This is a genomic window from Providencia sp. wls1916 (genome assembly GCF_009706585.1).
In the GTDB taxonomy this organism is placed as follows: domain Bacteria; phylum Pseudomonadota; class Gammaproteobacteria; order Enterobacterales; family Enterobacteriaceae; genus Providencia; species Providencia lanzhouensis.
The window spans coordinates 112,662-134,720 of sequence record NZ_WLUL01000014.1 but is presented as its reverse complement, the minus strand read 5'-3'; the positions used below and the strand labels follow the sequence as shown (position 1 = coordinate 134,720).

Below are 22,059 nucleotides of genomic sequence, written 5' to 3'. Positions count from 1 at the left end.
TCTATTTTTTACTCTTCCTTTTGAATCAATGACCTATTCCTCTGGCATTCGGTATGATATGAAACCAATAGTTATCAGGAACCGGGCTATCCCAAACGCCTAGGTAAGCCGCAACCGCAATAGTGGTGAATAAAATACCTAGGGTCAAAATGGCCATCACCATTCCCGATAAAGGGATTTGGCGTTTTTTAGTCGGCGTTTGTAGTGAGAAAGCCAATGTTGATGCCACTGGGCAAGATTCAACGCACGTCATGCACCCCGTACATTCTACCGTTCTGACGTTGATTAATTGGTCAACAGGAATGCGTGATGGGCAATTTTTGGCACATTTTCCGCAATCAATGCAGCTTTCTACGTTTCGGCGAATTTTAACCGGCGAGAATAGCGAAAATATCCCTAGTAATGCACCATAAGGGCAAAGATAACGACACCATGCATTACGAATAAACAGGCTAGCGACGACAAGAACAGAAACTGTGATGAGTGAGGCGCTACTAATATAACGAAAGAAATCCAGCATTTTCACATCGATGATGATCCCATAAGGCGACATCATAAAGTATTGGATCATTTGCGCAGGCATGGAGAGCGAGATATAGAGGAAGAAAGCTAAGAGTAGGTATTTTAATCCTCTTAAGGGGATATCGAGCCATTTAGGTACTTTGATTTGAAAACGAAACAGTTTCTGACCTATTTTCCCGATATATTCCGATATTGTGCCTATCGGGCACAGCCATGAGCAAAAGGATTTTTTCAGTAATAAACTGATGATAATAAAGGAAGCCAAGAGAAACATTGCTGCGGCATGTATGGGAGGTAATCCCCCTGTTTCAATGGTGTATTTTAAGTTCATTAACCCCGCAATAGGCAGCCAGCCTTCGATGCCTCCCGGACGAGGAAGATGGAACGTTGCACCGCCCGTTTCGTAATAGCGCACCCAGTAATAGAAGGTAATGCCGATATAAATGTTGATAGCCAAAAGCGTGATTTGCACGACTTTCCGCCATGTCGAGGCGTTACGCCAATCATTCCAAGGGAGTTTTCCGCCAATGGTACCAGGACGGCGAGGGTATCGTACTGAGGGTTTCTTTGCCATGTCCGCCTATCTCTTTAACATGCATTTTAAATGCCATTATTGTATTTAAGTCCCCAGCACACATATTGATTTGCATCACTGCCTTGCGATGTTGGCGATGGATATGGCGTGTTGATAGGAAGATAAGTAAATAGAGATTTTTCTAAATAATTTGACTTGTCGTTTTCTTTATATAATTCAAGCCGAGATTTTTTCTAAATAATTCGAGGTGTGCCAAGGCGGCAAAATGAGGAAATCCCTAGGAGCATACACAAGTATGTGACTAGGGTTGACGAATGAAGCCAACGCAGTCACAACTTGAAGTATGACGAAAAAATTGGAGTTGGTCGGTAAGCCGGGTTCTGTCGTGGACAACCATTCATCTAGGCCAGCACTTGCGCACTGGCTCCAGCAACCTACCCGAGTTCAATGCGGGCCGCACCATATGAACCCCTATTTGGTCTTGCTCCGGGTGGAGTTTACCATGCCACGAACTGTTGCCAGTCGCGCGGTGCGCTCTTACCGCACCCTTTCACCCTTACCTGATCCTGTAAACAGGCCATCGGCGGTTTGCTCTCTGTTGCACTTGTCGTAGGCTCGCGCCTCCCAGACGTTATCTGGCACCCTGCCCTATGGAGCCCGGACTTTCCTCCCCTCTACCCGTCTCCCGAAGGGACTACGATAAAGCAGCGGTTGTCTGACCAACTCCGCGGCGAATTATAGGCACTTTACACTAGCTTGTACAGACTCAATGGCAGCCAAATTGCGTCAAAACCTATACTTAGACAAAAAAAACGGCACTTGAACAAAAATCACTCGCCGTCTTGTTGGTCTAGCATCAATTTGTATAACTGATTTTTCTTCAGACCATAAATTTCTGCGGTGATCGCAGCCGCTTTTTTCGGTGGTAATTCTTTTTGTAGTAAACCCAACGTACGAATAACATCTGGCGTAATCGCCGATTCATCCGTTTGTGGCTTATACCCTTCCACAATGAGTACCATTTCACCGCGATGACGATTTTCGTCTTCTTTTACCCATTCGAGTAATTCACCAACTGGGCGCCCTTCAATCGATTCCCAGGTTTTGGTCAATTCACGGGCTAAAACCACACGACGCTCAGGTCCCCACACTTCTACCATGTCTGCTAAACTGTCTAACAAGCGATGAGTAGATTCATAGAAAATCAGTGTTCGAGTCTCTTGCTCTAAGGATTGCAAAACATCTTTGCGTCCCTTGGTTTTCGCGGGTAAGAACCCTTCATAACAGAAACGGTCTGAAGGTAAACCCGCCGCTGACAAGGCAGTGATGGCTGCACAAGCGCCCGGTAATGGGACAACGCGAATGCCAGCCTCACGGCAGCGATTGACTAAGTGATAGCCAGGATCATTAATTAAAGGTGTACCTGCATCCGAGACTAATGCGATACTATCCCCTTGTTGAAGCTTGCTAATTAATTGATCTGCTTTTTGCTGCTCGTTATGATCATGTAGCGCAAACATGCGCGCATTGATGGCAAAATTCTGTAAGAGAATGCCTGAGTGCCTTGTGTCTTCCGCAGCAATTAGGTCAACATGTTTAAGCACATCTAACGCGCGTTGCGTGATATCTCCCATGTTACCAATTGGGGTTGGCACGATGTACAGCGTAGATGCCATAACCACTGCTTGATTAGGTTGATTCATTGTTTCATCCGAATAGCCGGTTTAAAATTAAGCAATTGAAAAATACACCATTGGATACAGTATGCGTCCTTCAATTTTTTTGCATTTGAAAAAAAGATTAATCTGCACTGCGATGTTGTCCACGTTGGCATTAACAGGATGCCAAATCGAATCATCGACAACCTCGACAACAACCCAGCAGCCTAGCGTTTCTGATGCCAGCCATTACCAGTCCGTTATCGATGCCGCTCAAGGCAAACCATCAATGGATGTCCTGCGTGCTTTTATCAGCCAAGAACCTCTGCTAACCGATCCTGCACAACATCAGGCGAATATTGATTCTCTGTGGCAGATGTTAACACAGATGAAGCCAGAACAGATTCAAGGAATCGAAGCTGACGAAAATATTCTACTGGGCTGGGTCGACCTTCTGGATATCTACCAAAATAATAAAGATGACCCAGAGGCACTCCGTACTGGCATCGAAGACTGGAAAACTCGCTACCCACATAATCCAGGCGCCAAAAATCTGCCAAGCGCATTAGTTCAAGGAACCATCACCAAAGTCGGTGCTAACCCACGTATTGCGCTATTTTTACCGATGAGTGGGCAAGGCCAAGTCTTTGGTCAAGCCATCATGCAAGGCTTCCTTGATGCACAAAAAGGTTTACCTTCAGGCCCTGCATCTCAAGCTGCCGCAGCACCGACTGCGCCACAAAGCTCCGGTAATGATGTACTAGACCAGATTTACCAAGAAGTGGCTGCAACGGTTAATGAAAATACCAATTCCGAAGTGGCTTCATCCAGCGTGCGCATTGATGCAGCGCCAACCAATACCCAAAGCGTTAAAGTCTTTGATACCCAAGGCAAAGCGATCCCTCAGTTAGTCGCTCAAGCCACTTCTGAAGGGTATAACTTAATTGTTGGACCTCTACTGAAATCAGAGGTGCAAGCTATTGCTCAAATGAATGCGCCCGTCAATGTATTGGCACTGAATGAATTAGACGCTAACCAATTACAGCCACGTGCAAATTTATGTTATTTCTCTTTATCCCCTGAAGATGAAGCGAAAAATGCCGCTAACCAAATGAAATTAGACGGTAAACAGATGCCGTTAGTATTAGTGCCTGCATCCCCATTTGGTGATCGCATCGCAAAAGCATTTGCCGAAGAGTGGCAAGCAAAAGGCGGTGGCACTGCACTGATGCAAACATTTGGTTCTACTGCATCCTTAAAAGAGTCGATCAACCGTGGTCAAGGGATCCGTATGACGGGTACCCCAATCAGTATCGATACCCAAGGAATGGCTCCAACCAGTGGCGGTGTTGATGCGGTTTATATCGTGGCAACACGCGATGAATTAACCCTCGTCAAACCGATGATCGATATGGCAATCAGTTCCCGTCAGCGCCCTGCTTTATATGCCAGTTCGCGCAGTAACCAAGGGAACTCAAATGCGGATTATCGTTTCGAAATGGAAGGTGTGAAATTCAGCGAAGTTCCATTACTTGCTGGCGCAAACAACAACCTACGTAAACAAGCTCAAGGCAAAGTGAATAATGATTATTCGCTGTTCCGCCTGTATGCGATGGGTATTGATGCATGGTCGCTGGCGAATAACTACGATAACTTGCAGCAGCACAGTGATCAGTTCCGTGTTAACGGTGCATCCGGTACATTAAGCGTGCATGATAACTGTGTTATTTATCGTGAATTGCCATGGCTGCAATTTAAGCAAGGGCAAGTAGCGTCTGCGCAATAAATTAAACGAGGTCGCTTTATTGCTGCCTATTTTTCAGACAAGGATGTCATGAAAACCGTTAAAAAATCATTAAAATGGTTGACTGGTCGATATTACGAAAACCAAGCGCTATCCTATTTAAAGCAGCAAGGGCTCGCTTTTGTTGCACGCAATGTTCGAAATCGTGCGGGAGAAATCGATTTGATCATGCGAGATACATCAGGCTGGGTATTCGTAGAGGTTCGTTTTCGCAAGAATAGTGATTACGGAGACGCACTTTTATCAGTAAACTGGCACAAACGCAGAAAAATATTGTCCACCGCACAATATTGGCTTGCTCAACGACAAGAAAGTTTTGAAACAACACCCTGCCGCTTTGATATCTGTGCAATCACCGGCAAGCAATTTCAGTGGATTCAAAACGCATTTAATCTTAGTGAACAGGAATATAAGTAAGTGCTAGATAGAATAAAAGTTTGCTTTACTGAAAGCATCCAAACTCAAATTGCCGCAGCTGAAGCCCTGCCCGATGCAATTTCTCGTGCTGCAATGATGATGGTACAGTCACTGCTTAATGGTAATAAAATTTTGTGTTGTGGCAATGGCGCATCCGCAGCAACAGCACAGCGTTTTGCAGCAAGCATGATCCACCGTTTTGAAACTGAGCGCCCAAGTTTACCTGCTCTTGCGCTAAATACGGATAATACCGTGCTCACCGCGATTTCAGGAAGCAAGCAGCCAACTGAAATCTATGCAAAACAAGTTCGAGCGCTAGGCTAGCACGGCGATGTATTAATGGCTATCTCAACCCATGGTAACAGTGCCGACATCATTAAAGCCGTAGAAGCCGCGGTAACGCGCGATATGACCATTGTCGCACTCACTGGCTATGATGGCGGCGAGTTAGCGGGTCTTTTAGGACCACAAGATGTTGAAATTCGTATTCCATCCCAGCATAGTGTCAGAATTCAAGAGGTACACTTACTCACCGTGAATTGTTTGTGTGACCTTATCGATAACACGCTCTTTCCTCACCAGAACGACTAAGGAGACAAAATGCGATTACTTCCGATTTTTGCCATAGTGTTTAGCGCGGTTCTTTTACAAGGCTGTATTGGTGCTGCCGTTGTGGGTACTGCCGCAGTAGCTACCAAAAGCGCTACAGACCCTCGTTCTGTTGGTCAGCAAGTTGATGATGGCACATTAGAAGCCCGAGTCAGTGGTCAACTTAACAAAGATAAAGATATCACCAGCAAAGCCCGTATTATTGCAACGGCGTATAAAGGTAATGTCTTGTTAACTGGACAATCTCCCGACATGTCATGGGCAGATAAAGCCAAACAAATCGCCAGTAACGTTGATGGTACAGAAAAAGTGTATAACGAGGTTCGACAAGGTCAGCCCGTTGATTTAGGTACCGCGTCAAAAGACACTTGGTTAACCACCAAAGTAAAATCTAAGATTTTAGCCAGTGACGAAGTGAAATCAGGCAGCGTTAAAGTCATCACTGAGAATGGTGAAGTCTTCTTATTAGGTGTACTCACTCAGCAAGAAGGTGCTGCAGCAGCAAAAATTGCGAGTGAAACGGATGGCGTTCGTCGTGTAACGACGGCATTTACTTATCTCAATTGATTATAATTAGTAACCTATTGTTACAAAGCATCAAGCCATGAAGTCAAATTCATGGCTTTTTTTTTATTCCTCACCTATATCGTTATTTTTCAGATAATTCCTATCTCCTAATAAGCTCATCTGATTAAGTATCCACGCTTGCCTTTTTAAAACATATGAAGATGGATTTTTCACATGAAATCGATGAGGATTAGGTAAAACAGCGGCTAAAAGTGCAGCTTCCTGCCGGGAAAGCTTACTAGCAGGCTTATTGAAGAATTTATTTGCGGCCTCTTCAACACCAAAAACCCCTTCTCCAAACTCCGCAATATTAAGATAAACAGTAATGATCCGAGTTTTTGACCACATCAACTCCATAACTGGCGTCATTGCTGTTTCAAGGCCTTTTCTTATCCAGCTTCGTCCATCCCATAACCATAAGTTTTTCACTGTTTGTTGAGAGATTGTTGAAGCCCCCCTAACTGTCTGTTTATTACTCGAATTATGTTTATATGCTCGCTCAATTGCATCAAGATCAAATCCCCAATGATGAGGAAAATTTTGATCTTCAGAAGCAATGACAGCGAGATAAAGATAGGGAGAAATCTGTTTTTCACTCACCCAAGTCGAATGAGAAACATAAGAAAAATTAAAGTTTAGCCATGCAGAAAGCTGCCTTTCGACCATCACTGCAGAAAAGGGAACAGGTATAAATTTGAAGATCACAACAGACACTAGCCAGAGGGCAAGTAATGAAAGTGTGATCTTCTTTAACCAATACCACAAGCGAGAAACAAACTTTTGCATTGAGTTAATTACGCCATTTCTAATACTTTCTCAACCAGCTTATTGATACCTATATTTGCCTCAGCAATGGATTGAGCCAGCATATAAGCAGGGGTTGTAACAACTTTGTTATATTCATCAACCACAATGTTATCAACCGTGCAAACAACATGCTGTCCACCCATCTTTTCAATTTGGGCAATCGTTTCAGTATCATTACCAATCGTCAATTTCACTGATGTATTTAACATCTTCGGTAGCATGACAGGAGCAATACACATCAGCCCTAGCGGCTTTTTCTGTTGGTGCATTGCCTGTACTAAACTTAATAGTTGTTTATTAATTTCACATTCGCTTCCCTTCACCGCAAAATCACATAAATTTTTTGCCACACCAAAACCACCAGGAATTATAAGGGCATCTAGCTTAGAGGCATCTGCTGATGACAAAGGTGCTATTTTTCCACGAGAAATACGTGCAGACTCTTCCATTTGGTTACGTTTTTCTGTTTTTAATCCACCATTAACATGATTAATTACAGTAGCTTGATAATCATCTGGCGCATAAAAGTGAACTTCTGCATTATTTTTACTTAAAGCAAGCATAGTTAATACTGATTCATGGATCTCGCTTCCATCAAAAACACCACAGCCACTTAAAATTACCGCAATTGATTTCATATCTTCGTCCTTTTGTAGTAAATTACTCCCCAGAGCGAAAGCAGACAAACATCAATCTTCATCACAGATTTTAATGAATCTTGTAACAGGTTCGATAAATTTTGGTATCTTGATAACGTCTGAGTCGTGACAAATGCATTTTAATGATTCGCCTAAGATAAAAATTATAAGCGAATCAATGATTTCCCTGGTGTTGGCGCAGTATTCGCGCACCCCAACTTAGGTTGGGGTTATTTTTTTGTACGACCATCCACCCAGTTTCTTAATGTTTCTATATCTGATTTCCAATCCTGTTTTAACTCATCAACCCACTCTTGCACATTGTCCCACCATGCTGGTAATTCAGGGGATTGGATTTGCTGAGCGAGTTTCTGTAAATTTTTCAGACCAACTGAACCCGCGGCACCTTTAATTTTGTGAGCTTCCTCAACAATTCCCTTCTGATCTTTAGCCACCATATTGGAATCGAGAATCGCTAAATAGCCCGGTAGCATTTTTTCAAACACCTCTAAGCCGTCATAAATCAGTTTTGGCCCAACTAATTCAATGTATTGCTCTAACATTTCACAATCTAAAATTGACTCATCAACTTCTGCCATATCCACTTGCTCCTCATGCTTGTCATTTGAAGATGCATTCTCGCCCCAGAATTGCTCAATCACTTGAGTGAGCGCAGGAACCGATAATGGTTTGCTCAGAACACCGTCCATTCCCGCATCGAAGTACTCTTTCTTATCTTTGAGGACATTCGCGGTAAGGGCGATTAATGGTGGTAAATCATCCTTATCATACTGTTGTTTAAGCTGTTTAGAGATATCTAACCCCGTCATGTCAGGAAGTTGAATATCCAATAGAACTAAGTCATATTCCCCAGGTGCAAACATCTCTAGCGCGTCTTTACCTGTCATTGCAACATCAACTGTGTTGCCAAGGTTCTCCAGCACAGAACACGCCACAACCACGTTTAGTTCAATATCTTCCACTAGTAAGATATGGAGCGCTGGTAATGGGTAATCATCGTCGTGCTGTTGCTGCTCTTCGATTTCAGCCTCAACTTCAGGGGCTATAATCGACAAAGTAAATGTTGAACCATGTCCAATATCGCTTTCCACACGAATATCGCCCCCCATACTTTGTGCTAACCTACGGGATACAGAAAGCCCAATCCCCGTTCCCGTTGCAGGACGTCCACCTGCGGAGTCACGGACCTGATAATACATAGCAAAGATTTTATCTAATTCATCTTTCGGAATACCGATGCCACTATCTTTGACTTGGAAAAACAGCTTGTCATCCGCTTCACGCCAAATGCTTAATTTAACTTCACCTTTCTGAGTAAATTTCACCGCATTACCGATTAAGTTCCACAGAATTTGGCGTAAACGCGTGCCATCCGTCAGAATGGTTTTAGGTAAGCCGTGTGCGACATCCATAACAAACTTCAAGCCTTTCGGCTGAACCAGTAGCCCGCTTAAGTTTTCTAAATCGTTCACAAATTCAGGCAATGTCACAGGTTGGTTATCCAATTGGACTTTGCGACGCTCAATTTTGTCCATTTCAATCACATCATTAAAAATATTGCCTAAAGTGACGGCACTGACGTGAATGGTTTTTAAATAGCTTGATTGTTCTTTGGTAAGCTTAGTATCCAGTAAAATGCGGCTAAGCCCCACAATGCCATTAAGCGGCGTACGAAGCTCATGGCTGATAGTAGAGATAAAGGTGGTCTTCTCTCTACTAGCGTTCTCTAACGCCTCCTGATAACGCTTACGCTCGGTAATATCACGTCCAAACCCCATTAGCCCGTGACGTTTCCCTACGCGGTCATAAAATGGCACTTTTCGCAGCTCAAAACAGGCTTTTCGCCCATCAGGGTAAACTAACCACTGTTCATAGGTTAATGCCACATTGTGTCTGAAAACTTTTTCATCCGTTTCCATCACTTTGGCAGCAATTTCTTCATCATAAATGTCCAATGGTGTTAAACCGACTAGCTGTTTTTCACTCTTACCTGTGAGCAGCTCCATCGCACGGTTACAGCCAGAAAATTCATTGTTTTCATTGCGATAATAGACAAGATCAGGGGAAGCATCGAGGAACGAACGCAGTAAAACAGATTGCTGTTCAAACTCAATTTGAGTCTGTTCACGGTATTTCATTTCTTGTTTGAGTTGCTCTAACAACTCAAGATGGGCGCTTTCGGCTTTTTCACGCTCTAAAATTTCTAAGTTAAGTTGCTCAATATTGCCTTGCAGCTGAGTATTCAGTTCCGCATCACGCTTTCGCATCACTTCGAGCTTATCAACCATGCGCGTTAAACGCTGGCGAGACTCTTCTAATTGTTCTACCACCACCGAAAGAAAATAAACTGCTAATGGCGTAATAATTAAGCCAAAGAAAATGGAGCCAACCATATCGAGGCTATCGACTTGCCCCCGAAGAAAAATCGCTACCGCCATTTGCATTATCATGGCGAGCACAACTAACGCTGACGCGAGAAGCAAAGAGAAACGCACTAAGCCTAGCTTCATCATCAGGTCAACATAGTATTGTGCAAGACCGCGAAGTACTTTCATAACCACCCCTTAGTTAAATTCTCACTGAATCATATATCAAACAGGGCTGTTTCGGATGGGGTTTCATACGAAATATCGATCCTGCTCATTAAATCGTCGGTCACAATGGGATATTCACCCGTGTATTAGTAACTTTATTACGATAATCACTATTTATATCAATGCTATCAAAGTAAACTTTAATTTATATCATTCCCGTAAAAGAATTTGGCTGGAAAGGTGCCTATGTCCTCTTCAAATATGGGTTCGCCCCGTCTTGAACCTCGTAAAAAAGCGCTGACGATCCGCAAAATTGAGTTTGTGGAAATTTACCAGCCAATGAGTGGCATTGAAGCTCAGCATCAAGCCCAGCGTTGCTTGTCTTGCGGCAGCCCCTATTGTGAGTGGAAATGCCCGCTCCACAATCCTATCCCGAATTGGTTAAAGCTGGCTGGAGAAGGTCGAATTCTTGAAGCGGCAGAACTTTGTCATCACACCAACAGCTTGCCTGAAATTTGCGGTCGAATTTGCCCACAGGAACGATTATGTGAAGCCGCTTGTGTCCTGAATGAAACCTTTGGTTCCGTCACGATTGGGCATTTGGAGCGCTATATTACCGATAGTGCATTTGAGCAAGGTTGGCGGCCTGACCTCTCTCATGTTAGGGATACAGGTAAACGAGTCGCGATTATCGGCGCGGGCCCTGCGGGTCTTTCCTGTGCCGATGTGTTGGCTCGTCACGGCGTTCAAGCAATAGTATTTGATAAACATCCTGAAATCGGTGGGTTACTCACTTTTGGTATACCCGCATTTAAGTTAGAAAAGCAGATAATGCAGCACCGACGACGGATTTTTGAAGAAATGGGGATTATCTTTAAACTTAATACTGAGATTGGACAACATATCCCGTTAGAAACGTTACTCAATGAGTTTGATGCGATTTTTATTGGAACCGGCACCCATCATCCAGTTTCAGGCAATCTCCTCAACGAAGATGCCATAGGCGTTTATCAAGCGCTTCCTTATTTAGTGGGTAATGCACGTCACTTATTAGGTTACGCCGACGATCCCCAATACCCTTACGTATCACTAGCAAATAAGAATGTAATCGTGTTGGGCGCAGGAGATACCGCGATGGATTGTGTCCGCAGCGCTATCCGCCAAGGCGCAAGCAAAGTCAGTTGTATCTACCGCCGAGGCGCTTCGGAAATGCCTGCAACACCGCGAGAAGTCTTACACGCTCAAGAAGAAGGCGTACAGTTCCATTTTCACTTACAACCCATTGGGATTAACACCGATGTCGAGGGACAAGTTGTCGGTATCCATTTCGCTAGCACATTATCGAATTCCACAGAATCGGAAGAAATTACACATTCTGCCGATGTGGTCATTATTGCGTTTGGTTTTGAATCTGACGATATGCCGTGGATTAGCACACAAGCCATACAGCGCGATATGAGCGGTAGAATAGTGGCACCTCGTCATCATCATTATGCTTACCAGACTTCGCACTCTAAAATTTTTGCAGGGGGAGATGTAGTACACGGTTCTGATTTGGTGGTAACAGCGATTGCCGAAGGGCGTGGAGCCGCAGAAGGGATCATGAGTTTTCTTCGAGTATAAAAAAAGAGGAATTTCTTCCTCTTTTTAGCATTTACTATATCAGTCTTAGCTGCCACGATTTGTGCTTATTTCACAACCCGTAACGCTGGACGACCTTTCGGTGGCCTTGGTGGCTCATCGTCTGGGGATGAAGGTTCTTCTGTTTGAGTGGCTTCATCATGAACCAATACGATGTTGTCAGACAGTGCTTCATCAGTGCTGTTGTCTTCTCCATCAAAGTGCTCATCATAAGCCGCTTCAGGTTCAAACATCATTCCAGCGCCATTTTCACGCGCATATACCGCCATGATAGCCGCCATTGGAACATATACCTGACGAGGTACACCGCCGAATCGCGCATTAAACCGCACTTCTTCGTTGGTAATTTCAAAGTTACCCACTGCACGCGGGGCAACATTTAAAACAATTTGCCCATCACGCGCAAATTCCATTGGAACATTCACCATGGGAAGAGTGACATCAACCACCAAATGCGGAGTCATATCGTTATCCAGCAACCACTCATAGTGGGCGCGCAGCAGATAAGGGCGACGTGGTGTCATTGGTGCCATTTCCATCATCCGACTTAGCCTCGTGCTGACAGGCGCATTTCACGCTCTAATTCAGTTAATGATGCTAAAAATGCATCGCGCTCAAATACACGCTGCATGTACATCTGTAAATGTTTGCTGATTGCAGGCTTTAATTCGATACCTAAAACAGGTAAGCGCCATAATAGCGGTGCTAAATAGCAATCAACTAAGCTGAACTCATCACTCATAAAGAATGGCATTTCAGCCAGTACAGGTGAAACTGCAATCAGTTCTTCCGCTAATTGGCGACGAGCTGCATCTGCTTCTTGTGCTGTACCCTTCTCGATTTTAGCCATCAATGAGTACCAGTCTCTGCGAATACGATGCATCAGCTGACGGCTAGTACCACGAGCCACTGGGTAAACAGGCATTAATGGTGGATGAGGAAAACGCTCATCGAGGTATTCCATAATGATATCTGGATCATACAAAGTCAGGTCACGATCCACCAGCGTTGGAACACTTTGATATGGGTTAAGATCAATAAGGTCTTGAGGCATATGACCAGGCTCGACATGTTCAATCTCAACGCTAACACCTTTTTCAGCAAGCACAATACGTACTTGATGGCTAAAAATATCAGTTGGGCCTGAAAACAATGTCATTACCGAACGTTTATTAGGAGCAACAGCCATTAAAACCTCCAAATGATAAAAATAATGATCCTTAAATAAGGATTAATTCATTATTTTCATTTTTAAAATCCCATGTACTCAACCTTCAAGATCCATTTTGAAAGTCAGCACAACCCTCTCGCTTCATGAAAGCGAGAAATAATCAAATAAAAAACTGGGACATAGTCTAACAGATTTTGTACAGCTTAGGGGGCTAACCTAGAGAAAATCATCGGTTAATTTTATTAGAGAGGAATAAATTCATAAAAATCAGTGTTATTAGCCTTAAATTTTGAACAAACAAACATTAAAACCTTAAAGTTAACTCCATTGTTGATGGGTTATATTTCTACTGCATTTGAGATATGACACAAAAATAGAGTGGAATAATAAAATAATGTCTTCTGTCTGTCTTTATTTTAATTAAATAAGAATGGCTCAATATTTGATTTATTTTAGGCAATAAAAAACCCGCCATAAAGACGGGCTTTTTCATCAATTTTATGCCCAGAAGGCAATAAATTAACGTTTGGAGAACTGTGGACGACGACGTGCTTTACGCAGACCCACTTTCTTACGTTCAACAGAACGCGCATCACGGGTAACGAAACCAGCTTTACGCAGATCAGAACGAAGAGTCTCGTCATAAGCCATCAGTGCACGTGTAATACCGTGACGGATTGCGCCTGCCTGACCAGAGATACCACCACCTTTAACAGTGATGTACAGGTCCAGTTTTTCTAACATTTCAACCAGTTCTAACGGCTGACGAACTACCATGCGCGCAGTTTCGCGACCAAAGTATTGTTCCAGTGTACGTTGATTGATTGTGATGTTACCGCTACCCGGCTTAATAAAGACACGAGCAGATGAGCTTTTGCGGCGACCAGTGCCGTAGTATTGATTTTCAGCCATTGCTATAATCCCGATTAAATGTCAAGAACTTGCGGTTGTTGTGCCGCGTGGTTGTGCTCATTACCTGCGTAAACTTTCAGTTTACGGTACATTGCACGACCCAGAGGTCCTTTTGGCAACATGCCTTTAACCGCGATTTCAAGCACACGCTCAGGACTACGAGCAATCATCTCTTCGAAAGTTGCTTGCTTGATTCCACCAATATGGCCAGTGTGGCGATAGTAGATTTTGTCTTCGCGTTTTTTGCCGGTAACAGCAATTTTTTCTGCATTCAGAACGATGATGTAATCACCAGTATCCACGTGCGGAGTATATTCCGCTTTATGCTTACCGCGCAGACGGCTAGCAATTTCAGTTGCAAGACGGCCTAAAGTTTTGCCATCTGCATCAACAACATACCAGTCGCGTTTTACGGTCTCTGGTTTAGCTGTAAAAGTTTTCATTAAAACTTACCCAATATTGAAGTTACACGTTGTGTGAACACTCATGTTCGTAAAATATAGCGAGGTTCACGCGACTCATTGTCCAGCAAACCCACCCCTTCGAGCAGCCTAGCTGGCATTAATGCGTTATTTTTTGGGAAATAAAAAACAACGCCGTAACGTGGGGTCGCAAGATTATAGAGAAGTCAGCAACAAAAATCGACCCCAAATGCATTTTTTTTACGTTCAAATAAATAATTAGTGTCGCCTGTTCAAAAAGCACACATAAATCTAGAGAGAAAACGACGTCCTTGAGACTCATTTCCTCTTTGGCCTCTATGATAAATGCGGGATTTTCAAATATTCTTCACTTTGCATTTCTTGCAAGCGAGAAAGGCAGCGCTGATATTCAAACGCCAAAAGTTGCCCTTGATAAAGTGAATCCATCGGCACCTGTGCATTGATCATCAATTTTACCTTACGTTCATAGAACTCATCAATAAGCGCGAGAAAACGTCTGGCAGGATTTTCATCTTTCAGTCCCATCACAGGGACGTCATAGAGCAATACCGTATGATAACAATTTGAGAGGTAGATATAGTCGTTTTGGCTGCGAGGCTCTTCACATAAAACCTTAAAGCTGATTGCCAATACTCCTTCTGCGGAGCGAATTGCCTGCATTTTCCGATGATTAACTTCTAATACCGGATTTTGCTGACCTTCTTTACCTGCCAGTTTTACAAACACTTCATCTAAATGATGGCGATTTTGTTCGTTTATTGGCGATAAAAATAGATGCGCTTGAGTCAGCGTACGCAAGCGATAGTCAATCCCCGCATCCACATTCATTACATCGCAATATTTTTTTATCTGTTCTATGGCTGGCAAAAAGCGAGCGCGTTGCAAACCGTTGCGATAAAGGTTGTCAGGGATGATGTTGGATGTCGCGACTAACGTGATGCCTCGCGCAAAGAGCCCTTCTAATAAGGTTCCTAGAATCATCGCATCAGTAATGTCCGAGACAAAAAACTCATCAAAACACAAAATATCCGTCTGTTTTTTAAATTCATCAGCGATAATGTCGAGCGGATTTTCCTGTCCTTGCAGCGCCATTAAGTCTTCCTGCACTTTCTTCATAAAGCGATGAAAGTGTAAACGCAATTTGCGCTCTCCCGGTAAACTGTCGTAGAACATGTCCATCAACCACGTTTTACCGCGACCTACGCCCCCCCACATATATAACCCCTGAACTGGCTCACAGGTTTTTGTGGATGATTTCCCTAACAAGCGCCCAAAGCGCTGTTTTAGACCGTTTGGTTTTTCATTTGGGAAGCAAGGCGTAGCGCTACAAAGTTGCTGATAAATCTTGTCTAATCGCTCTACGGCTTGTTTTTGTACGTCATCCGGCTGGAAATTGCCTTGCTCAAGAGCTTGTTGGTAACGCATGGTAGGGGTCATCGGTGACATCAACTCAGTGATCCTTAAAATTTTCGGTTTTTTTTACCGTTATATGATATACACTGCCTTTATTATAACCAGATTCTGTTAGCATTTAACTTTCGATTAACTATTCGGCATAGAGTAAGGAATTTCGCTTTATTATTCCACTCTTTAGCATTAACAGATTTGCTATTAGCAGGTATAGTTAGGGTAATCGAGCTAAATTTTGGCGACCATTTTCTGTGAATTTTGATTGAAGTAAACGAAGGAGTTAGCATGACTTGGGAGTATGCACTAATAGGATTAGTTGTTGGCTTTATCATCGGCGCATTGGTTGTGCGTTATGGCAATCCAAAACTTCGTCAACAAAAAACAGCACAGGCTGAATTAGACAAAAAAAGCACTGAGCTGGAAGAGTATCGTAAAGAACTCGTTAGCCATTTTGCTCGCAGCGCAGAGTTATTGGATAAAATGGCACGCGACTATCGCCAACTGTATCAACATATGGCGCAAAGCTCTTCCGAGTTAATGCCGGATATGCAAGATAACCCATTCCATTATCGTTTAACTGAATCTGAAGCCGATAATGACCAAGCACCGGTTAAAATGCCACCGAGAGATTACTCTGAAGGTGCTTCAGGGCTGTTCCGCCCTCTCGATGAAAAAGAGAAGTAATTTTTGATTATGCCACCAGTAGCGCCCGTTACTGGTGGTGTTATTTCCCTCACTGTATCATTCCAATTCCGAATAAAATCTTATAGTTAGTTTAGCTACTGTATAGAAGTTAGCGTTTCACCTAAACATCATGTAAATGGATGTAAAATTGTGGATAAGTACTATCCGCATAGGGAACTTTTCCGCATAATCCTTGGTCATAGTCATCAGTAAAATATTATTTGAGACCCCAAAATACCTCCGCCCATATGACCTTAGTGTACCGTTTATAGGTACCATTCATATGAGCTGATATTTTCTATTGAGAGAATCTACGGAATGATGAAAAGAAAAAATTTCTTTCTGACAGCAGTCGCAATGAGTTTAGGTTTAACCCTGTCCACGATCCCAGCAATCAGCAGCGCCGCCTTACCGGCCACATTACCGGCAACCGCACAAAGCCAAAACATGCCGAGTTTAGCGCCAATGCTGGAAAAAGTGCTGCCTGCCGTCGTGAATATCCATGTTTCAGGCACCCGTGTACAAAATCAACAGATTCCTGAAGAACTCAAATTCTTCTTTGGTCCAAATGCACCTTCACAACAACAAAGCGTGCGCCCATTTGAAGGTTTAGGTTCTGGTGTCATCATCGATGCGACACAAGGTTATGTTTTAACCAATAATCACGTTATTGATGGTGCCGACAAAATCCAAATTCAGCTCAATGACGGTCGTGAAATTGACGTTAAACTGATTGGTAAAGATCCACAAACTGACATTGCACTGTTAAAAATCAGCAATGCAAAAGATATCAAAAACCTCACCGCGGTTTCTATTGCGGACTCCGATAAACTGCGTGTTGGTGATTTTGCCGTCGCTGTTGGTAACCCATTCGGTTTAGGACAAACTGCCACATCCGGGATTATCTCTGCGTTAGGTCGTAGTGGATTAAATCTGGAAGGCTTAGAAAACTTTATCCAGACCGATGCCTCAATCAACCGTGGTAACTCTGGTGGTGCACTGGTTAACTTAAACGGTGAGCTGATTGGGATTAACACTGCAATTTTAGCACCGGGTGGCGGAAATATTGGCATCGGCTTTGCTATCCCGAGCAACATGGCGAAAAGCCTGAGTGAGCAGCTGATTAAACACGGTGAAGTTAAACGCGGAATTTTAGGTATTAAAGGTACAGAGATGAACTCTGATATCGCTAAAGCCTTCAATATCGATGCTCAGCGTGGCGCTTTCGTCAGTGAAGTGATTCCAAAATCGTCAGCGGCAAAAGCAGGCATCAAATCGGGTGACGTTTTAGTCTCTGTTGATGGTAAACGTATTAATAGCTTCGCTGAATTAAGAGCAAAAATTGGCACCAGCCAGTTAGGCAAAGAAATCACCCTTGGTCTGATCCGTTCAGGCAAACCAATGGAAGTGAAAGTAGTACTAGAAAGCGATGAAGGCTCTGCAACCAACGCGGAAAAACTGAGTGAATCCTTATTAGGCGCCACCATTTCCAATGCGGTTGTCAGCAATACCAAAGGGGTACAAGTTGACAGCGTAGCACCTAAGTCTCCGGCTGCTGCGGTTGGTTTAGCGAAAGGCGACCTGATCTTTGGCGTGAATGACACTCGCGTAGAAAGTATCGACCAATTCCGCAAAATCATCGATAGCAAACCACCAGTATTAGCGATGAAAGTGCTGCGTGGCGGTGAAACGCTCTACTTATTAATGAAAAACTAATTCATTAAGTTACCGCACATAAATCAATAAAACGGGTACAGTATCACTCTGCTGTACCCGTTTTTTTATGTTATGCTCAAAGTATCTCTCTGTCTGTCATTTCCATCATAGCGAACTTGGTAACCTTTAACATGGTCAAAAAGCTGCTTGTGTCTGTCCTACTTGGATTGGTCACTGCCTCAATCATTATTGTGGCTGTCCCCTCATTGCGCCCACAGGGACTGGCTGATTTACTGTATGGGAAAACCAATAGCGAGCCTGTAAGCTATAACAAGGCCGTACGCCGTGCCGCGCCTGCGGTGGTGTATGTCTATAGCAGCTCTAAAGGGAGTTTTTCCCAATCGGGTCGGGAATTACAATCTCTTGGATCAGGGGTGATATTAAGCGCTAATGGCTACATAGTGACCAATAAACATGTGGTGGATAACCCTGACCAAATCCTTGTTGCCCTACAAGATGGTGCGATTTTCGATGCACTTTTAGTCGGCTCAGACCCCTTAACTGACCTTGCAGTCTTGAAGATAGAGGCTGAAAATCTTCCCGTTATCCCAATTAATACTAAGCGCATCACCCATGTTGGGGATGTGGTTTTAGCCATTGGAAACCCTTATAACCTTGGACAAACAGTCACCCAAGGGATTATAAGCGCGACGGGACGTGTCGGTTTAAGCTCCACACGTCGCCAAAATTTCCTACAAACCGATGCCTCGATTAACTCGGGTAACTCCGGTGGCGCCCTTATCAACACGGAAGGGGAATTGGTTGGCATAAACACCCTTTCATTCAGCGCAGGGCAAGGAGTCAGTTCCGAAGGATTGAGTTTTGCTATTCCAACCGCCCTAGCAACCAAAATCATGGAAAAACTGATCCGTGATGGTCGTGTCGTGCGAGGCTACATCGGCATTACGGCTCGTGAATTACCGCAAATTCGCACAAATACAAATAATATCAACCAAATTCAAGGGTTAAGGGTTTTCCAAGTTTCAGCCAATGGACCTGCTGCAAAATCAGGCATTGAGCAAGGGGATGTTATCTTATCCTTAGATGGAAAACCTGCCGTTTCTGCCGCAGAAACCATGGATTATGTCGCCGAAATTCGCCCCGGAACAAAAATTCCCGTTCAGATTTTACGTGATGGTAATGTGCAAAACATCGATATCGTGATTGAAGAACTTCCTGAAGGGCAAGCAAACTAACCCCTCAATTCTGCCCAGTCAAATCTTTCACCCAAAATAAGCCCAAAAAAAAAGGTTGTTCCGATAAAGAACAACCTTTTTTGTTTTTGCAATGATATCAACGCAATCTGGAATTAGTCTTCAGATTTAACGCGTTGAATATTAGCGCCTAACGCATTTAATTTCGCTTCAATATTTTCATATCCACGATCGATATGATAAATACGGTCAACTGTCGTTGTTCCACCCGCGATACAACCTGCAATCACTAAACTTGCTGACGCACGTAAATCTGTTGCCATCACTTGCGCACCAGTGAGCTTTTCAACACCATGGCACACAACGGTATTACTCTCGATATCCGCGTGCGCACCCATACGAATTAACTCAGGAATATGCATAAAACGGTTTTCGAAAATGGTTTCTGTGATAACACCGGTACCTTCAGCCACCAAGTTTAATAGGCTAAATTGCGCTTGCATATCAGTAGGGAAACCAGGATGTGGAGCTGTACGCAATGTAACCGCTTTTGGACGTTTACCATGCATATCTAGACTAATCCAATCTTCACCCGTTTGAACATCAGCCCCAGCTTCGCGTAATTTCGCTAGCACCGCATCCAGAGTGTCTGGACGTGCATTACGGCAAACTACTTTACCGCGAGAAACCGCTGCAGCAATTAAGAATGTACCTGTTTCAATACGATCTGGCAGAACGCGATACACACCACCACCTAAACGAGCCACTCCTTCAATGACAATACGGTCAGTTCCTGCACCAGTGATTTTCGCACCTAATGCATTTAAGAAATTAGCAGTATCTTCAATTTCAGGCTCACGAGCGGCGTTCTCGATGGAAGTGGTTCCTTCAGCAAGCGCAGCAGCTGTCATGATACTGATAGTGGCACCAACGCTTACTTTGTCCATCACGATGTCAGCGCCTTTCAGGCGACCATTCACCGTTGCCTTAACATAACCATCTTCAAGGACAATATTGGCACCTAACTTCTCTAACCCGCTAATATGTAAATCCACTGGACGAGCGCCAATGGCACAACCACCCGGTAGAGAAACTTCACCATGACCAAAGCGTGCAACCAGCGGCGCTAATGCCCAAATAGAGGCACGCATGGTTTTTACTAGATCATACGGTGCACAATATTCAGTCACATTGCTAGCATAAACAAAAATCGAACCATTACGCTCGATTTTGACGCCAAGTTGGCTGAGTAACTTAATTGTGGTGTCGATGTCTTTCAGTTTAGGGACATTCTGTAATTCAACTGGCTCTTCAGCCAGTAAAGCAGCGAACAGGATTGGCAGTGCGGCGTTTTTAGCGCCTGAAATAGAGACTTCACCCTCTAAGCGGGTTGGCCCTTTAACTAAAAATTTATCCATTCTGGTATTCTCGTGTGTCAGATTTTTACAAACTGTTCGCTTACATTTTCAAACTTATAGGCCGCTCAGCTTACGATCACGCTCCCACTGCGCTGGGGTATAAGCTTTGATTGAAAGCGCATGAATTCGATTGTCCGCAATATATTCCATTAACGGCGCATAGACTGCTTGCTGCTGTTTAACACGGCTCATGCCGTCAAAAAGGCTGCCAACAGCGATAACTTGAAAATGACTGCCATCGCCATTCACTATCACTTCATCCAGTGACAGCTTTTCCATTAAGACTTGTTTAATTTCGTTGGTATCCATAATGACTCAATTTTGTAATTAATTATGATAATAAATATAGCCATCTATCCTAAAGGATTCAGCTTAACACTTAAACTAAAGAAAACGCTTCTGGTGTATAAAAACACTCAGAAGCGCTATTTTTTACATAACTTGACTTAATCCATCAGCAGGGATTTTACCCCGTACAATTCCATCAAGGTATTCAAATTATCACTCACACCAACAATACCTAAATGGCTTTGTTGGGACTGATACTCACCTTTTAAGCGTACTAGCATTGCCAGTCCGGTAGAATCCACATGAGTTAAAGCAGAAACATCAACTTGCTCAACTTGGGTCAATAGTGTTTGGCGCTTGTCCCAAAATTCAACCAGAGAATCGCGATTTAAAATACCGGGAAAAGCCAATGTTTTGTTATTTTTCGTCCAAGATAACAGACTACTCATCTTAATTGTTCTCTTCTAACGTAATCGGCACCTGAGCACTACGTTGTAATTGAGCAGTCAATCCATCAATACCTTGCTTACGCAGAATATCACCCCACTCATTTTGCTTGGTGGTAATCATACTCACGCCTTCTGCAATCATGTCATACGCCTGCCAGTAACCTGTTTTACTGTTTTTACGCCATTGGAAATCCAAACGTACTGGAGGGCGACCATTAGTATCATTGATGGTCACACGGATAGCGACAATATTTTTGTCGCCAATCGGCTGCTCAGGAGCGATGGTATACGTTTGACCGTGATACATTGCCAGTGCTTGACCGTAAACTTGCTCAAGATAAGACTCAAATGCTTTAAAATACGCATCGCGCTGCGCTGGGGTAGCATCTTTATAATAAGTCCCTAATACCAACGCGCCCGCATATTTAATTTGCACATATGGCAGTAACTCTTCACGCACGATGGTACGTAAGTAATCTGGGTTTTGTTTGATTTGAGGCTGCTGTGCTTTTAAGCGATCGAAAGTTTTCGCTGCGGCTTCTTCCATAAGCTTATAAGGATTAGTTTGGTCAATCGCCATCGCAAATGGCGCAACCACTAACATAGCTATCATTATTAAACGTTTAAACATAATTCATTCCTTTTAAGTTCACAGGGAATT

The 22,059-nt window shown here is 43.5% G+C and carries 21 protein-coding genes, 1 other RNA gene and 1 pseudogene; 8 read left to right on the top strand and 15 right to left on the bottom strand.

Annotated features, from left to right (window positions below; genetic code table 11):
* Nucleotides 1-25: 25 nt before the first annotated feature.
* The 3 genes from GKR61_RS09960 to rsmI form a co-directional block, all read right to left on the bottom strand.
* Nucleotides 26-1,096 (bottom strand): 4Fe-4S binding protein, encoded by a 1,071-nt coding sequence (locus tag GKR61_RS09960; RefSeq protein ID WP_154639754.1) that lies wholly within the window; start codon nucleotides 1,094-1,096, stop codon nucleotides 26-28.
* Nucleotides 1,097-1,410: 314 nt separating this feature from the next.
* Nucleotides 1,411-1,784: RNase P RNA component class A (gene rnpB / locus GKR61_RS09955), an RNA gene on the bottom strand.
* Nucleotides 1,785-1,887: 103 nt separating this feature from the next.
* Nucleotides 1,888-2,760 carry a 16S rRNA (cytidine(1402)-2'-O)-methyltransferase gene (rsmI, locus tag GKR61_RS09950; RefSeq protein WP_036956141.1) on the bottom strand — a complete coding sequence of 291 codons (873 nt, stop codon included), beginning with the start codon at nucleotides 2,758-2,760 and terminating at the stop codon, nucleotides 1,888-1,890.
* Between the two features lie 61 nt (nucleotides 2,761-2,821).
* Between rsmI and GKR61_RS09945 the strand changes: the two genes are divergently transcribed.
* The 4 genes and pseudogenes from GKR61_RS09945 (at nucleotide 2,822) to dolP (ending at nucleotide 6,112) form a co-directional block, all read left to right on the top strand.
* Nucleotides 2,822-4,501 carry a penicillin-binding protein activator gene (locus tag GKR61_RS09945; RefSeq protein ID WP_154599772.1) on the top strand — a complete coding sequence of 560 codons (1,680 nt, stop codon included), beginning with the start codon at nucleotides 2,822-2,824 and terminating at the stop codon, nucleotides 4,499-4,501.
* A gap of 48 nt (nucleotides 4,502-4,549) precedes the next feature.
* Nucleotides 4,550-4,936: a YraN family protein gene (locus GKR61_RS09940; RefSeq protein ID WP_036956136.1), complete on the top strand. Its 387-nt coding sequence runs from the start codon at nucleotides 4,550-4,552 to the stop codon at nucleotides 4,934-4,936.
* Nucleotides 4,937-5,527 (top strand): annotated as a pseudogene (gene diaA / locus GKR61_RS09935) (DnaA initiator-associating protein DiaA). It abuts the gene before it with no gap.
* Between the two features lie 9 nt (nucleotides 5,528-5,536).
* The gene (dolP, locus tag GKR61_RS09930) at nucleotides 5,537-6,112 is read left to right on the top strand and encodes a division/outer membrane stress-associated lipid-binding lipoprotein (RefSeq protein ID WP_036956134.1); all 576 of its coding nucleotides are present in this window, start codon (nucleotides 5,537-5,539) and stop codon (nucleotides 6,110-6,112) included.
* Nucleotides 6,113-6,175: 63 nt separating this feature from the next.
* Here the strand turns inward: dolP and mtgA are convergent, their stop codons facing one another.
* The 3 genes from mtgA to arcB all read right to left on the bottom strand — a co-directional run bounded on the left by mtgA (nucleotide 6,176) and on the right by arcB (nucleotide 10,133).
* Nucleotides 6,176-6,898 (bottom strand): monofunctional biosynthetic peptidoglycan transglycosylase, encoded by a 723-nt coding sequence (gene mtgA, locus GKR61_RS09925; RefSeq protein ID WP_154599771.1) that lies wholly within the window; start codon nucleotides 6,896-6,898, stop codon nucleotides 6,176-6,178.
* Nucleotides 6,899-6,906: 8 nt separating this feature from the next.
* Nucleotides 6,907-7,557 (bottom strand): isoprenoid biosynthesis glyoxalase ElbB, encoded by a 651-nt coding sequence (elbB, locus tag GKR61_RS09920; protein WP_036956130.1) that lies wholly within the window; start codon nucleotides 7,555-7,557, stop codon nucleotides 6,907-6,909.
* Between the two features lie 230 nt (nucleotides 7,558-7,787).
* Nucleotides 7,788-10,133: an aerobic respiration two-component sensor histidine kinase ArcB gene (gene arcB, locus GKR61_RS09915; RefSeq protein ID WP_036956128.1), complete on the bottom strand. Its 2,346-nt coding sequence runs from the start codon at nucleotides 10,131-10,133 to the stop codon at nucleotides 7,788-7,790.
* Between the two features lie 225 nt (nucleotides 10,134-10,358).
* Between arcB and GKR61_RS09910 the strand changes: the two genes are divergently transcribed.
* Nucleotides 10,359-11,735 (top strand): FAD-dependent oxidoreductase, encoded by a 1,377-nt coding sequence (locus GKR61_RS09910; RefSeq protein WP_036956127.1) that lies wholly within the window; start codon nucleotides 10,359-10,361, stop codon nucleotides 11,733-11,735.
* A 65-nt stretch (nucleotides 11,736-11,800) separates the two neighbouring features.
* Here the strand turns inward: GKR61_RS09910 and sspB are convergent, their stop codons facing one another.
* The 5 genes from sspB to zapE form a co-directional block, all read right to left on the bottom strand.
* The gene (sspB, locus tag GKR61_RS09905) at nucleotides 11,801-12,292 is read right to left on the bottom strand and encodes a ClpXP protease specificity-enhancing factor (protein WP_036956408.1); all 492 of its coding nucleotides are present in this window, start codon (nucleotides 12,290-12,292) and stop codon (nucleotides 11,801-11,803) included.
* 8 nt (nucleotides 12,293-12,300) lie between these two features.
* The gene (gene sspA, locus GKR61_RS09900; protein WP_036956125.1) at nucleotides 12,301-12,942 is read right to left on the bottom strand and encodes a stringent starvation protein SspA; all 642 of its coding nucleotides are present in this window, start codon (nucleotides 12,940-12,942) and stop codon (nucleotides 12,301-12,303) included.
* Nucleotides 12,943-13,443: 501 nt separating this feature from the next.
* Nucleotides 13,444-13,836, bottom strand: a complete 393-nt coding sequence (gene rpsI / locus GKR61_RS09895) for a 30S ribosomal protein S9 (RefSeq protein ID WP_004258235.1) — start codon at nucleotides 13,834-13,836, stop codon at nucleotides 13,444-13,446.
* 14 nt (nucleotides 13,837-13,850) lie between these two features.
* Nucleotides 13,851-14,279 (bottom strand): 50S ribosomal protein L13, encoded by a 429-nt coding sequence (gene rplM, locus GKR61_RS09890; RefSeq protein ID WP_006659112.1) that lies wholly within the window; start codon nucleotides 14,277-14,279, stop codon nucleotides 13,851-13,853.
* A 315-nt stretch (nucleotides 14,280-14,594) separates the two neighbouring features.
* Nucleotides 14,595-15,725, bottom strand: a complete 1,131-nt coding sequence (gene zapE, locus GKR61_RS09885) for a cell division protein ZapE (protein ID WP_154599770.1) — start codon at nucleotides 15,723-15,725, stop codon at nucleotides 14,595-14,597.
* Nucleotides 15,726-15,974: 249 nt separating this feature from the next.
* Here zapE and zapG point away from each other — a divergent pair, with 249 nt between their 5' ends.
* The 3 genes from zapG to degS all read left to right on the top strand — a co-directional run bounded on the left by zapG (nucleotide 15,975) and on the right by degS (nucleotide 19,285).
* Nucleotides 15,975-16,373, top strand: coding sequence for a Z-ring associated protein ZapG (gene zapG, locus GKR61_RS09880; protein ID WP_036956122.1), 399 nt, complete (start codon nucleotides 15,975-15,977; stop codon nucleotides 16,371-16,373).
* 321 nt (nucleotides 16,374-16,694) lie between these two features.
* Entirely contained in the window at nucleotides 16,695-18,089 is a 1,395-nt protein-coding gene (locus tag GKR61_RS09875; protein ID WP_036956406.1) for a Do family serine endopeptidase, read from the top strand.
* Nucleotides 18,090-18,220: 131 nt separating this feature from the next.
* Nucleotides 18,221-19,285 carry an outer membrane-stress sensor serine endopeptidase DegS gene (degS, locus tag GKR61_RS09870; protein WP_036956121.1) on the top strand — a complete coding sequence of 355 codons (1,065 nt, stop codon included), beginning with the start codon at nucleotides 18,221-18,223 and terminating at the stop codon, nucleotides 19,283-19,285.
* 113 nt (nucleotides 19,286-19,398) lie between these two features.
* Here degS and murA read toward each other — a convergent pair whose 3' ends face one another.
* The 4 genes from murA to mlaC form a co-directional block, all read right to left on the bottom strand.
* Entirely contained in the window at nucleotides 19,399-20,661 is a 1,263-nt protein-coding gene (gene murA, locus GKR61_RS09865) for a UDP-N-acetylglucosamine 1-carboxyvinyltransferase (RefSeq protein WP_154639753.1), read from the bottom strand.
* Nucleotides 20,662-20,715: 54 nt separating this feature from the next.
* The gene (gene ibaG / locus GKR61_RS09860) at nucleotides 20,716-20,970 is read right to left on the bottom strand and encodes a BolA family iron metabolism protein IbaG (RefSeq protein WP_036956119.1); all 255 of its coding nucleotides are present in this window, start codon (nucleotides 20,968-20,970) and stop codon (nucleotides 20,716-20,718) included.
* Between the two features lie 137 nt (nucleotides 20,971-21,107).
* Nucleotides 21,108-21,398 carry a lipid asymmetry maintenance protein MlaB gene (gene mlaB, locus GKR61_RS09855; protein ID WP_154639752.1) on the bottom strand — a complete coding sequence of 97 codons (291 nt, stop codon included), beginning with the start codon at nucleotides 21,396-21,398 and terminating at the stop codon, nucleotides 21,108-21,110.
* Nucleotide 21,399: 1 nt separating this feature from the next.
* The gene (mlaC, locus tag GKR61_RS09850) at nucleotides 21,400-22,029 is read right to left on the bottom strand and encodes a phospholipid-binding protein MlaC (protein WP_036956117.1); all 630 of its coding nucleotides are present in this window, start codon (nucleotides 22,027-22,029) and stop codon (nucleotides 21,400-21,402) included.
* Nucleotides 22,030-22,059 lie beyond the last annotated feature (30 nt).